The 13,076-nt window shown below is 57.2% G+C and carries 13 protein-coding genes and 1 pseudogene; 12 read left to right on the forward strand and 2 right to left on the reverse strand.

Annotation, left to right across the window (positions count from 1 at the left end):
• Nucleotide 1: 1 nt before the first annotated feature.
• The gene (locus J0G10_RS22910) at nucleotides 2-1,087 is read right to left on the reverse strand and encodes a hypothetical protein (RefSeq protein ID WP_220556816.1); all 1,086 of its coding nucleotides are present in this window, start codon (nucleotides 1,085-1,087) and stop codon (nucleotides 2-4) included.
• A 116-nt stretch (nucleotides 1,088-1,203) separates the two neighbouring features.
• On the opposite strand from J0G10_RS22910, the gene J0G10_RS22915 reads away from it, so the two are divergent.
• The 9 genes from J0G10_RS22915 to J0G10_RS22955 are packed head-to-tail and all read left to right on the forward strand — an operon-like array spanning nucleotide 1,204 to nucleotide 8,658.
• Complete coding sequence (locus tag J0G10_RS22915; RefSeq protein WP_220556817.1) at nucleotides 1,204-1,542, forward strand: integrative conjugative element protein, RAQPRD family; 339 nt, start codon at nucleotides 1,204-1,206, stop codon at nucleotides 1,540-1,542.
• On the forward strand, nucleotides 1,529-1,768 hold the full coding sequence (locus J0G10_RS22920; protein WP_123341798.1) for a TIGR03758 family integrating conjugative element protein: 240 nt from the start codon (nucleotides 1,529-1,531) through the stop codon (nucleotides 1,766-1,768). The genes J0G10_RS22915 and J0G10_RS22920 overlap by 14 nt, the downstream gene beginning before the upstream one ends.
• Before the next feature lie 17 nt (nucleotides 1,769-1,785).
• A complete protein-coding gene (locus tag J0G10_RS22925; protein ID WP_123341799.1) occupies nucleotides 1,786-2,157 on the forward strand; it encodes a TIGR03745 family integrating conjugative element membrane protein in 372 nt (123 codons plus the stop codon).
• A gap of 7 nt (nucleotides 2,158-2,164) precedes the next feature.
• Complete coding sequence (locus J0G10_RS22930; RefSeq protein ID WP_220556818.1) at nucleotides 2,165-2,578, forward strand: TIGR03750 family conjugal transfer protein; 414 nt, start codon at nucleotides 2,165-2,167, stop codon at nucleotides 2,576-2,578.
• Complete coding sequence (locus J0G10_RS22935; protein WP_220556819.1) at nucleotides 2,575-3,216, forward strand: PFL_4703 family integrating conjugative element protein; 642 nt, start codon at nucleotides 2,575-2,577, stop codon at nucleotides 3,214-3,216. Before J0G10_RS22930 ends, J0G10_RS22935 begins: the two co-directional genes overlap by 4 nt.
• A complete protein-coding gene (locus J0G10_RS22940; protein ID WP_220556820.1) occupies nucleotides 3,213-4,025 on the forward strand; it encodes a TIGR03749 family integrating conjugative element protein in 813 nt (270 codons plus the stop codon). The genes J0G10_RS22935 and J0G10_RS22940 overlap by 4 nt, the downstream gene beginning before the upstream one ends.
• Complete coding sequence (locus J0G10_RS22945) at nucleotides 4,015-5,532, forward strand: TIGR03752 family integrating conjugative element protein (RefSeq protein ID WP_220556821.1); 1,518 nt, start codon at nucleotides 4,015-4,017, stop codon at nucleotides 5,530-5,532. The genes J0G10_RS22940 and J0G10_RS22945 overlap by 11 nt, the downstream gene beginning before the upstream one ends.
• A complete protein-coding gene (locus J0G10_RS22950; protein WP_407682007.1) occupies nucleotides 5,507-5,911 on the forward strand; it encodes a TIGR03751 family conjugal transfer lipoprotein in 405 nt (134 codons plus the stop codon). Before J0G10_RS22945 ends, J0G10_RS22950 begins: the two co-directional genes overlap by 26 nt.
• On the forward strand, nucleotides 5,911-8,658 hold the full coding sequence (locus tag J0G10_RS22955) for a conjugative transfer ATPase (RefSeq protein WP_220556823.1): 2,748 nt from the start codon (nucleotides 5,911-5,913) through the stop codon (nucleotides 8,656-8,658). Before J0G10_RS22950 ends, J0G10_RS22955 begins: the two co-directional genes overlap by 1 nt.
• A 31-nt stretch (nucleotides 8,659-8,689) precedes the next feature.
• On the opposite strand, the gene J0G10_RS22960 is transcribed toward J0G10_RS22955, so the two are convergent.
• Nucleotides 8,690-9,382: a Crp/Fnr family transcriptional regulator gene (locus J0G10_RS22960; protein ID WP_220556824.1), complete on the reverse strand. Its 693-nt coding sequence runs from the start codon at nucleotides 9,380-9,382 to the stop codon at nucleotides 8,690-8,692.
• Nucleotides 9,383-9,653: 271 nt separating this feature from the next.
• Between J0G10_RS22960 and J0G10_RS22965 the strand changes: the two genes are divergently transcribed.
• The 3 genes and pseudogenes from J0G10_RS22965 (at nucleotide 9,654) to J0G10_RS22975 (ending at nucleotide 13,050) form a co-directional block, all read left to right on the forward strand.
• Nucleotides 9,654-10,502, forward strand: a complete 849-nt coding sequence (locus J0G10_RS22965) for an SDR family NAD(P)-dependent oxidoreductase (protein WP_220556825.1) — start codon at nucleotides 9,654-9,656, stop codon at nucleotides 10,500-10,502.
• A 269-nt stretch (nucleotides 10,503-10,771) separates the two neighbouring features.
• Nucleotides 10,772-11,592: pseudogene (locus tag J0G10_RS22970) on the forward strand (helix-turn-helix domain-containing protein); the annotation flags it as partial.
• Nucleotides 11,593-11,643: 51 nt separating this feature from the next.
• A complete protein-coding gene (locus J0G10_RS22975) occupies nucleotides 11,644-13,050 on the forward strand; it encodes an NAD(P)/FAD-dependent oxidoreductase (protein WP_220556827.1) in 1,407 nt (468 codons plus the stop codon).
• The last annotated feature ends 26 nt before the right edge of the window (nucleotides 13,051-13,076 follow it).

The raw sequence follows: 13,076 nt of genomic DNA on the forward strand, positions 1-13,076 counted from the left end.
GTCATTGGCTATGAGTGGAATTCATACTCGCATTTTTGCAGGCCGTGGCGATTGCCCCCATGAAATCCTTCAATTTAGGCCAAATTCTATCCGCACGTTTTTCATGCTCAGAGAATGGTTTTGAAAACATAAAATTAACCATATCTTTAATTTGGCTCTCCGTATCTGGGGTTCCGAACTCCACTCCCATGCTCTCAATATATGAGTGTCGATGACTCAGGACGTCAGCGAGCGTATCGTCCAGGGTTTGCCCTACCAAAACATAACCGGCTTTCTGCTGATACTGTCGGGAACCATCACAGACTTGCAACATATCAATATCTCCTAGCCCCAATAAAGCACCCTTCCTATTGAAATTATTGAGATCAGCTAAAGCCTCCGCCATTGGGCCACTCCCGATCGGCAGTGCATCGAGGTTATGCTGTGACTGCTGAATTATCGCGCGCTCCACTCGACTAGCGAGTACGAACTTAACATACCAAGCATCAAAATATTTCAAAGGCAAGTCATCAGGTATTTCACCATACGCAATACCAGAAGGAATTTTCACACCGAAAGGCGCCTTCAAGTCTCTCTTCCAACTCATGCCTTCTATTTTCTTAAAGTATTGCGTAAGGTACATATCGTCAGCATGTACCGCAGCGAGAACTTCCACCAAAGCTTCAACCGACTTAAAGCCGATCCAGGTCATGCACAGACCTGTATCAGAGAAATACAGCTGAAGTTCTTCGAGTGCATTTACTGCTTCAGCTGACGTAATATTCCCACGACGCCCCATATGCTCATAAAGAGCTGCCGGTGTCACAGCCAAGTGGGTTTCTCTATCACTCCAGCCTGTTACGAACCTGGTAAACGCGGTATATGATAATGCCTGCAAATCGCGATTCGGCTTAGAGGCTCTATGTTTAAAAGACTGAATAATACTATTATCGAGAACCAAATACATTGGCCCTTCCAACTCGTAGCTGACCGCGTATTTTCTTGCAAACGTCTCAGTCGACATAAAAAATTGAAAAATCTCTTCGTCGCTGCGGCCATGTAAACGCTCCGCGACCTCGACTATAATTTTTCCCTTTACGCCTTCCACTACCACCTTCCTTAACGACAATTTAATAAAACCGATCACACTCAGCTCGAATAATCTGCTGACGTTCACTCTTCCAACGGAGATCTTAATTCCAGACCAACGTCGGGACCACCATAATGTCCATTTCTCCTATGCGTTTGCTCACGCTTGCTGTTATCGCATTTCACAGCAACAGCTTTGCGGCGGGCGGGCAAGAGCAGCAGCTCACTTTAATCCTCCGACAGCTCGATACCCTCGACACGTTAGTACGCAGGGCGCCACGTTTCGAAGCACCAGAATTAAATACACGTTATCGCTTTGACTACCCTCGCCTGACTCAGGATATCCAGCGCATTCGCGAAGGTGTGAAGGGCTATTTATCCCCTTCCCGTGCCCAACCTCGCGACCCCAGTGAACTGTTCGGCGATTACCGCCTCGATACCACGCCACAGAGTCCTCGCCATGAGCATGACTGACGCCCAGACCGCTGCCTTCCAAAACGCCTCCGGCTTTTCGGCGCAGAGCAGTTCGACGCTCTGGCTGTCCCTGGTTCTCGTCCTGACTTTGCTTTGGTGTGCCTGGGTGATTTGGATGGGTTACCGGGGTTGGGCAGCCGGCAGTGTGCGCTTTGGAGCCTTAGGCGGCAGCGCCACGCGTGTGCTGCTCGCTCTGCTCGTTCTGATGTTCTTCACCCTGTCCTAACCCAGGAGATCGCCATCATGCTCAAGTGCCTTTACCCCCTGAAAAACAATCTGCGTGACCGTGCCAGCCAGCGCTTGATCGGTCTGCTGCTGGTGCTTGGTCCGAGCCTAGCTTTCGCCGAGCTCCCCACTATGGAAGCCCCCTCTCGCGGCGAAGGGTCCGGATTGATCGAGACGATCAAAAACTATGCCTACGACGGAGGCATCCTGCTCGGTCTGCTGATCGCCTTACTCGCTTTCCTGGGGGTGGCCTGGCACTCATTGACCGTGTATGCCGACGTGCAAAACCAGCGCAAGACCTGGAAGGACTTGGGTGCAGTGGTCGGCATCGGTGCCTTGCTGGTGGTAATCATCATCTGGTTCCTGACCAAGGCCGCCGCGATTCTGTGAGGTCGACATGAACGACACTATCGAACGCCTTGCCGACGGCACCTTGGTCTTTCTCCCTGAGCGACTCAATCGTGATCCCGCCGTATTGCGAGGGTTGACCAATGATGAGATGTGGGTCGCGCTCGGTGCTGGCGCATTTACCGGCCTAGTGCTGGGTGTTCCTCTGGCGATAGCCACCTCCTCCATTGCCGTGGCTCCAACCAGCATGATCGCAGGCATGGCGATGGTGCTATTTGCCAGTGGCTCACTACTGCGTCGGGCCAAACGGGCTCGCCCCGAGACCTGGTTGTACCGCAAACTCGAATGGGTACTCGCCAGCCGTTGGCGCCTGGGGCGCGGAAGTTTGATTCTCCACTCCGGTACCTGGACGGTTCGCCGTTCGCGGCGACTGCGCCCTGCCCTGTCCCGGTGGCAGCCATGAGCCGCTTCAGGAACAAGGTCGATGCCCAACAGGCTCATATCTTCAGCCTACGTCTGGCGGTAATGATCCTTGCCCTGGTCTGTGCCGGGCTCTGGTACGGCTGGCGCTCGGCACCGACCGATCTGACCGTGCATGTACCACCGGATCTGCGCTCAGGCAGCACGCGCAAGTGGTGGGATATCCCCTCAGAGAATGTCTATGCCTTTGCCATGTACATCTTTGGCCAACTCAACCGCTGGCCCTCGGATGGCGAGCAGGATTATCGCCGCGCCATCTATGGTTTGCAGTCCTACCTGACACCCTCCTGCAAGGCCTTCCTCGATGGCGACTACGAATACCGCAAGGCCGCCGGCGAACTCCGCCAGCGGGTGCGTGGCGTCTACGAAATTCTGGGCCGAGGCTACAGCGAAGATCCGGAACTCAGGGTCAAGCAGCTCGATCGCGACAGCTGGCTGGTCACGCTCGACCTCAACGCCGATGAGTATTACGCCGCCGAACCGGTGAAACGGGTGGTGGTGCGTTATCCATTACGCGTGGTGCGTTTTGATCTGGACCCCGAACGCAATAAATGGGGGCTGGCACTGGACTGTTATCAGGGCACGCCGCAAAAAATCGCTCTTCCTGGAGGTGAGCCATGACGCGGATTTCTACCCTGGGGCTCACCATCGCACTGATGCTATGGGGAGTTGCAGCGCAGGCCGTCGAGTTGATGCGCTGGGAACGCCTCCCTCTCGCGGTCCCGCTGGTGATCAATCAGGAACGAGTGGTCTTTATCGATGAGGATGTTCGAGTCGGGCTGCCCTCAACTCTGACAGGCAAACTGCGCGTGCAATCAACCGGTGGCACGCTGTACCTACGCGCGTCAGAAGCCATTGCACCTACCCGGTTACAACTGCAATCGGTCGCGACGGGCGAGATCATCCTCTTGGACATTGCAGCCACGCCTGGCGAGCAACCGCTGGAACCCGTGCGTATTATCAAGAATGCTCAGGGACAGCCTACCGAGGCTGAATCTGGCACCGTCCCTGTTCCAGAACGTACGCCAATCCCAGTCGCTTTGACGCGCTACGCCGCGCAAAGCCTGTATTCGCCGCTACGCACCGTGGAGTCCCTGCCCGGTGTGCGTCGCGTCCCGCTCATGCTGCGTACCGAACTGCCAACCCTGCTGCCAACCGAAAACGTGTCCAGCACACCCATCGCCGCCTGGCGACTCGGTGATTACTGGGTGACGGCCGTGAAGCTGCGCAATCGTGGTTCAGAGACGGTGCAACTCGACCCACGCCGACTTCAGGCCAAGCTGTTCGCCGCGACCTTCCAGCACGCTTTCCTCGGGCCTGTCGGCAGCGCTGAAGACACTACGATCGCCTACCTCCTCACTCGCGGTGCCGGCCTCGAACAAGCCATGCTGCTCCCGCCCATTGCGCGAGGTGCTGACGATGAAGGCTAACGCCTTGCTCAAATGGCTGGTACCGGCTGCGCTGCTGGCCGTGGTGTTGATCATCCTGAAAACCTGGGTCGCGGGTAGCAGCACGCCCTCTCCAGCAAACCCAGTTGATCAGGGTGACATTCAGTTATCCGCCGAGCAAGCCAAGTCGCTCGGTATTGCGGGCGATACTCCACGCGACACGGTCGCCACCCTGATCGGCCAGGTGAAAGCCATGCGCAGCGACATGCTCGGTTTGAAGAAACACAACGATTCCTTGTTGACGGAGAACAATCGCCTGCGCGAGCGGGAAAACAGTGTCGACTCACGTATCCAGACCGCACTGGGCAGCGTAACGCAGCAGGTCGACGAAGGCCGCCGACAAGCCAACGAGGCCCGACTCAAAGCAGAACAAGACAGTCGTCAGGCTCGCGGTCTGCTGACGCAATTGCAGGAGCAGTTGTCGGGGCTGACCGGCAAAGACAAGGATATGCCGATCGGACTGGGGCTTGAGCCGAACGACGGTGCCCAGTTCGAAGGGCAGCACTCTACCAATGATGCACTGCAGTGGATTGAGCCCTCGGATGCTCTGCCCACCACCCCCCAGGGCAAAACCAAGACCGCGGCCGACCTGAGTCTGCCAACTGCCTTCAACTCACTGGAGGGTTTGAAGGACAATGCCATCGACCGCAGCCAGAAGCAGTTACGCGAGGCCACCAAGGGTGAGCGTGACCTTTCGCGATCCGCTGACCGTACCGAAGATGCGAAGCCGATCTACACCATTCCGGAAAACGCGACATTGATGGGTTCGGTCGCCATGACTGCGTTGATCGGCCGAGTCCCAGTGGACGGCACCGTGAATGATCCCTACCCCTTCAAGGTGCTGGTTGGTCCAGAGAACCTGACCGCCAACGGCATCGATCTGCCGGATGTTGCGGGCGCTGTAATGAGCGGCACCGCGTCCGGTGACTGGACTCTGTCTTGCGTACGCGGACAGGTTGAGTCAATCACCTTTGTGTTTACCGACGGCACTATCCGCACGGTGCCTCAGCCGAAGGCAGTGGCCAGCCGCAACGCCTCCACCGCCCAGAGTTCGAATACCGACAAGATTCGTGGCGGACTCGGTTACCTGTCCGATCCGTATGGCATTCCTTGCATTGCCGGTGAGCGCCGCTCAAACGCCCAACAGTACCTTGGTAGCCAGAGCTTAATCACTGCCGCCGGCGCCGGTGTTGCCGCCTTGCTCGGGGATGAGCAGAACAACAACAGCGTGATCAGTTCGGGCGGCAGTACGCTCGGGGTCACCAGCAGCAGTGGCAATAGCGCGCTGAATTCAATTCTCAGCGGTGGGGTCAGCGACATCCGTGAGTGGATCAACAAACTCTATGGCGAGACCTTTGCTGCCGTGTACGTGCCACCGGCCGCCCAAGTCGCGCTGCACCTCGACCATGAAATTACCATCGACTACGAGCCCAAGGGCCGGAGTGTTCGCCATGAAAAAGATCATGCCTCCCTACCTAATCTGGATTAGCGTGTTCTGCTGGGGCCTGGCTGGGTGTTCCACCGACAAAGAAACGCTGCTGCCCCATGGCGAGCAAACCATGCTGGACATCTGGAACGGCGCCGGTTCGCAAGGCACTCAGCAGCAACTGTTAGATGCTCGGCAGCAGCTACGCCGCCCGCTGGCTCAGGCGGATTTCTCCGCGCTTCTCCAGGAACCGTATACGCGCACCGCAGCGAACGAGATCCACAATTTGTTCCCTCGCCTGCCCAATCCCGATCTGGTGCTGTACGTGTATCCGCACCTTAGTGGTACCGAACAGACACCGATCCCAGGTTACTCGACGGTCTTTCCGTTCTACCAACGGGTGCAGTACGCATTGCCGGGTGAACGTCAGGAAGACTTGTAGTGCGTACCGGCGATTCGGGCAGCCGCACTTCTGCGTGGAAAGCCTGGCGCCACCCATTGCGCCCTCGTGCCACCTTGGCCGATGAAGCTGCACTGTATGCACACAACCCCAGCTTCACCGATCATCTGCCTTGGGTCGAATACCTCGACACCGAGCAGTGTTTCCTGCTGGATGACAATCGCTCGGTGGGAGCGGTGTTCGAGTTACTGCCCATCGGTACCGAAGGGCGCGAACCCGATTGGCTGATGGCCGCCCGCGATGCACTCGAAGACGCCCTGCAGGATAGCTTTGACGAACTGGATCAAGCGCCTTGGGTGGCGCAGTTTTTCTGCCAGGACGACAACGATTTCACCCCTTACTTGACGCGGCTCACCGATTATATTCAGGACAGCGCGCGAGGTACGGTCTTCACCGAAACGTTTTTGGAACTCAGTCGTCGTCATCTGAAGGCCATCGCCAAGCCGGGAGGTCTGTTCGAGGACAAGGCCGTCACGCGCCTACCCTGGCGTGGCAATAACCGACGGGTGCGCCTGGTGATCTATCGCTGGCTTGAGTCTGGCGCTGAGGAGGCGGGACTTACCCCGGCGCAATCCCTGCAACAGGCTTGCGAACGTATCGTGGCTTCGTTGCAGGCATGCGGGGTGCAATCGGCGCGAGTCGATGGCCACGGTCTGTATGCTTGGTTGTTGCCCTGGTTCAATCCGGCGCCCAGGCTCACGGATGAAGCGCCCGAGGATTTCTACCAATGCGTGGCCTATCCGGAGTCAAGTGATGGCGAGTCGCTGGAGTTACCCTTCGACCACGACTTCTCCGAGCGGCTGTTTTTCAACGAACCGCGTTCGGATGTGCAACAGGGACTTTGGTACTTCGATGGACAACCCCATCGGGTCATGGTGGTGGACAAACTGCGGCGGCCTCCCTTGATTGGTCAACTCAATGGTGAAACTCGCAAGGGCGACGCGGTGAATGCGCTGTTCGACCAGTTACCCGAAGGCACGGTGATGAGTCTGACCCTGGTGGTCAAACCCCAAGATGTGCTCGAGGAGCAGCTGAACCGTCTGGCGCGCAAAGCCATCGGTGAAAACCTGGCCTCGACCCAGACCCGCCAGGATGTTGAAGAGGCTCGCGCGATCATCGGCCGTCAGCACAAGCTATACCGGGGCACCCTGGCATTTTACGTGCGCGGTCACGATGAACAGCAATTGCACCAGCGATCGGTCAGCCTGGCCAACGCGCTGTTGGGCGCGGGGCTGCAACCGGTACGCGAAGGCGATGAAGTGGCCGCCTGCAACAGTTATCTGCGTTGGTTGCCGATGGCTTACAACCCGGCCCGCGACACACGCAACTGGTACACCCGCCTGATGTTCGCCCAGCACCTGGCAAACCTGATTCCGGTGTGGGGCCGCAGCACTGGCACTGGCCACCCGGGCATCACTCTGTTCAATCGTGGTGGCTCGCCGTTGAGCTTCGATCCGTTGTCACGACTAGACCGGGCTATGAACGGCCATCTGCTGTTGTTCGGCCCGACCGGCGCCGGTAAGTCGGCCACCTTGGTCACCCTACTGATGCAGGTCATGGCGGTGTACCGCCCCCGCCTGTTTATCGTCGAGGCCGGTAACTCATTTGGCTTGCAGGGCGACTACTTCGCGATGCAAGACCTGTCGACGAACATGGTCCAATTGAAACCTGGTACCGCGATCAGCCTCGCCCCTTTCGCCGATGCCTCGCGCCTGGTCGAGCAGCCGGATCAGGTGGCGAGTCTGTCGATCGATGAGCTCGACGATGAGACGGTAGCCAGTAGCGAAAACCAACGCGACATTCTAGGCGAACTGGAAATCACTGCCCGCCTGATGATCACCGGCGGCGAGGCCAAGGAAGAGGCGCGCCTGAGTCGAGCCGATCGCAGCTTGATCCGCGAGTGCCTTCTGGATGCGGCGCAGACGTGCGTCGCGGCGGGTCACCAGGTACTGACTCGCGACGTGCGCGACGCCCTGCTGCGCGTCGCTGCTGACACGCGCTTGCCGGAGAAACGTCGTGAGCGTGCCCAGGAAATGGGTGAGTCCATCGACCTGTTTTGTCAGGGCTTCGAGGGTGAATTGTTCGATCGCGAGGGCGCACCTTGGCCCGAGAGCGATGTGACCATTGTCGACCTGGCCACTTACGCTCGCGAAGGCTACGAGGCACAGATGTCCATCAGCTACATCAGCCTGATGAACACCGTGAACAACCTTGCCGAGCGCGACCAGTACCTGGGGCGACCGATTATCATGGTCACCGACGAGGGCCATATCATCACCAAGAACCCCTTGCTGGCACCGTTCGTGGTCAAAGGCACGAAGATGTGGCGCAAGCTCGGTGCCTGGTTCTGGATGGCGACGCAAAACCTTGCCGACTTTCCCACTGCCGCGCAGACCATGCTCAACATGATCGAATGGTGGATTTGTTTGAACATGCCGCCCGCAGAGATTGAGGAAATCGCACGATTCAAAAAGCTCACATCGGCACAGAAAGCCTTGCTGCTCTCCGCCAGCAAGGAGCCGGGTAAATACACCGAGGGGGTCGTGCTGTCGAAGAAGCTCGAAACACTGTTTCGGGCCGTGCCGCCCAGTCTTTACCTCGCCCTGGCCATGACGGAGCCTGAGGAAAAGGCCGAGCGCTGGAGACTGATGCAGAGCACCGGCTGCTCGGAATTAGAAGCGGCTTACCGAGTAGCTGAACGGATCGATAAGATGCGAGGGATCAAGTGACACGGACATCATTAAATACCAACAGCGCGATTCACAATCCAGACGCCATCGCCTTCAATTTTGCCAACGATGCGATCTGAACCTGTCCGTATTTTAGAATTACCGCCCCCTCGCCTGCCATGGACTTGAGCTCAAGTGCAAGGGTTTGCCGGGTGATGCCAAGCATCATGGCCAGCGAGTCCTGAGTGATATTGAGGACATGACGCTCATTCAGCGACAAAGATGTATCGCCGTGGGCTAGGTGATCAAGTCGACGAGCGATGCGCATGCGGGTCGAACGCAGCATGCTGTCTTCGAGCATTTTGTAGACGAGACGAGAGTGCATGGCTTGCAGTGCCGCGATCGCCCGTGCGAAACCGTTGTTACTCATCAGGCGTTCGAAATCTGCGGGCTCAATGCAGCGCACTTCGACCGCAGTCACAGCGCTCATGTCGTGCATCCGCGGCAGTCCGTCGAGCAATGACGTCTCACCGAACCAATTACCCACTTCAAACACCGTCAAAATCGCTTCTTTGCCATCTTCCCCTAAGCTGGACACCTTAAGCGCGCCGTGGACCAATCCATAGAAACAGCCCGGCGCATCGCCTTGGCGAAGGAGAAACTCTCCGGGATTGAGACGCTGGATTCGGCTGTCGACGAGCATTTCCTGTTGCACGTCAGGTGCAAGGCCAGCGAACCACTGGTTCTCGGCCATCTGCTTCAGGAGTTGGTCGTAGGCAAGCATGGTTATCTCTCTTCTGTCAGCCGGCATAATGTAGTCCCACAAAGGTGCGCCTCCCAATCACCCTTCGTAAAAAACTCGCTGAATGCAAGATTCCTTGCAGTGTCCACCGGCTCAAAAAATTACCCTCCTTTTCAGCGTGCCACCTTGTATGGCACGGGTAGTCTTACCCTCGGCTTTTACGCAATGACCGCCCTAATGGCATTGGGTGGCCTGGTCATGCTGCGTAGTCCAACCCTTGCGTCATCCTGATTTCAACCTGGAGCAATCATGTATGTCATTCACAGATGAAGTTGTATGGATCACCGGCGCGTCCTCGGGTATCGGTGAAGGGTTGGCCGCGGCATTTTTGCGCGATGGCGCTTGGGTGATTCTTTCCGGGCGGCGCGTCAGTGAACTTGATCGAGTTGCAGCCCTGGCGCCGGATCGCACTCTCGTCCTACCGTTCGACACCACTGATTATGCCGCGCTTCCCGAATTAGTAGAGCGCGCCTGGAACTGGCGTGGCCGAGTAGACCGCTTGATCAACAACGCCGGCATCAGTCAAAGAAGCCTTGCGTTGGACACCGACCTAGCCGTCTATCGCCAGCTCATGGAGGTCAATTACGTTGCCCCCGTGGCGCTGACCCGACAGCTGCTACCGCTGATGGTTGAGCAGCGTAGCGGACAGATCGCAGTGGTCAGCTCGGTTGCCGGCAAAGTCGGCGCGCCACTGCGTTCGGGTTATTGCGGGGCAAAACATGCCGTCGTCGGTTACTTCGATGCCTTGCGCGCAGAAGTCGAAGAGGCCTATGGCATTCGCGTGAGTGTTATCCTGCCAGGATCAGTGCGGACGTCGATTGCGATTAACTCACTTGAAGGCAACGGTGCTTCGCGAGGCCGTTCCGATGACAATATTGAGCACGGTATGGCAGTGGAGACTGTTGCGGAGTTGATTCTGAACGGTTTGAAAAATAACAGTCGGGAAATTGTAGTGGCCGAAGGTATCGAGGCGATGGCTTTGCGGCTGCGCACCCAAGATCCGGAACAACTCTTCACTTTAACGGCCCGGGAGGGTACGCGTCTGGCGAAACTTCGTGAAGAGCTGGGGAGCGGCGTTTCCATGGATCCGGCTAAGCTTTAACTAAGCTAGAGACAGCCCGATCTTCTTGGGTCACGTGGCCAAGGCCGATTTTGCCCTCCAAATCGGATCACTAGATCATCACTCAACACTTTTTTTCTGCACTGCCGCTATACCGATGACGCATCGCACGCCGGATTTCAGCCGTTCGGCGCTTTTCCGTTGATAGACCTTCCTGCCCTAAAACGTCATCCAAATTGTCCAGTGGGTCATTGAAGGGCCTCGTACAGTTGGGCAAAATCCAGGGTCACCAGCCCCGAGCGGAGCGTTTTATGCCAGATATAGCTCCAGACGATGATCGCGCGCAAACCCAGGCCACAGGCGATGTGGTACTGGATCATCACCTGTGCTGGAAAAACCGGAACCTCGAAGGGGTTCTGGCTCATTACCATCCTGAAATTCAATACCACGATTTCTTTCAGAATCGAGTGGTGACGTTCGACGGACTACGTGAGTATCTGCAAGAGACAATGCCCCGTGGCTCCGACGAGAACATCGAGCACAGCGACCGTATCCGGGTCGATGGTGATACGGCGTTCATCCAGTATTGCATCACTCTTCGTGGTGGTCAGGGCTTGGTTTCGTTTCGCACCAGTGAGGCGATCACCGTGCGCGACGGTTTGATCTGGCGCGTCAATGAATATGCATCTCTGGTGCATGAGCATCCCACCAACCGCTCTCCCTCCCAGGCCATACGCCCAACGGTCAGCCGACTTGGTTTGTCGCCCCACCAGCTGGGCTATATGGCCAAAGACCTGCAACAGTACTTTCAAGATCAGCAACCCTACCTGGACCACGAGCTAGACTTACAACGGGTAGCCAAGGAATGTGGCTATAGCCGTAACCAAATTTCCTACCTGTTAAATCAGGTGCTAGGGCAAAGCTTTTATCGTTACGTCAACCATGCACGCCTGCAGCATTTGCTGGCGGCCTTGGACAAAACGCCACCTCCAATCCGCATAGATGAATTGGCATTCGCCGCCGGTTTCAATTCGCTATCGGCGTTCTACAGTTGCTTTCGTCAGCACACTGGGCTGTCGCCCAAGGCCTACGTCAAACAAATTTCTTGCGTGCACGCACGCAAGACACTCCCGGAGCCCAAACACTAAGATCACGCCATCAAGGTCGGATGGTGGAGCTGGGCATGCTGCAATGGCGCAATATCAGCTTATGGATGGACCAGCTGGAAGAGCCGCTGGTGGGTCGACCATCCTTGGAGCGCGACTTGGACGTCAACGTCGTGATCATCGGCGCTGGCTATACCGGGTTGTGGACCGCCTATTACCTCAAACGCCAGGCGCCTGAACTGAAGATTGCCATCATCGAAGCGCAAACCGCAGGCTTTGGCGCTTCGGGCCGCAACGGTGGCTGGCTGATGGGCAATCTGCTGGGTGAGAACCGTTTGCTCGCGGGTTTGTCTTTCGAGCAACGCCGCGCGTCCTTCGACTTACTGCACGGCATCCCCGATGAAGTGGCTCAGGTCATCGAACGCGAAGGCATTGATTGTGACTACCGCAAGGGTGGAGTGTTGTATTGCGCAGCCCGCTATCCGGAACAGGAGATTAGCCTACGCAAGCATCTCAATGATCTTTATGCCCAAGGCCTGACCGAAGCCGATTATCGCTGGTTGAGCCCACAGCAGTTGGCCGAGCAGATCCGCATCGCCAAACCTTACGGTGGCATCTTCGCGCCTCATGTCGCAACCCTTCATCCAGCCAAACTGGTTCGAGGCTTGGCACGGATAGTCGAGCAGATGGGGGTCAACATCTACGAGAACAGTCCAGTGACCCACTGGCAATCCGGCAGTTTGCGCACTGACAAAGCCGTAGTCCGCGCTTCCTGGGTAGTGCCTGCGGTCGAGGGCTATGCCCCAACTCTGCCGCCGTTGGGACGTTATCAATTGCCGGTGCAAAGCCTGATCGTCGCCACCGAGCAGTTGCCCGCCAACATTTGGGATGAAATTGGCCTAAGCCGAGGCCAAGCCTTTGGCGAAAGCAGCCGACAAGTCACCTATGGCCAGCGCTCAGCGGACAATCGTCTTGTGTTTGGGGCCCGTGGCGGCTATCAGTTTGCCGGTAAGTTGCGAGATAACTTTGACCTGACTGATAACGAAGTAGATCTGCGCCGCTATCTATTCGGCGAGCTGTTTCCTCAGCTCAAGGATGTTCGCATTACTCACGCCTGGGGCGGCAATCTAGCCATGTCACGTCGTTTCAGGCCGCACATGCTCTGTGACCACCGATCAGGCATTGCTTTGTCCGGCGGTTACGGCGGTGAGGGAGTAGGCGCCAGCAACCTCGGCGGTCGGACCCTGGCGGACCTGATCCTGGGTCTTGAGACGCCTCTAATTCGCCAGCCTTGGGTCATTCCCCAAGGCAATCTCGACACCCTAAAGGCCTGGGAACGGGAACCCTGCCGTTGGCTGGGCTACAGCGCGATTATTCATAGCTTTGTTCATGAAGACCAGATCCTGGCCAACCCCGGCACTGCGTCGTGGCGTCGACGCATGGCCAGTGGAATTGCCGGATTCATGGAAGGTTTCATGCAGTAAGTCGTCTCAACTACTACAGGTATGAC

It is taken from the genome of Pseudomonas germanica, from assembly GCF_019614655.1.
GTDB classification, from domain to species: domain Bacteria; phylum Pseudomonadota; class Gammaproteobacteria; order Pseudomonadales; family Pseudomonadaceae; genus Aquipseudomonas; species Aquipseudomonas neuropathica.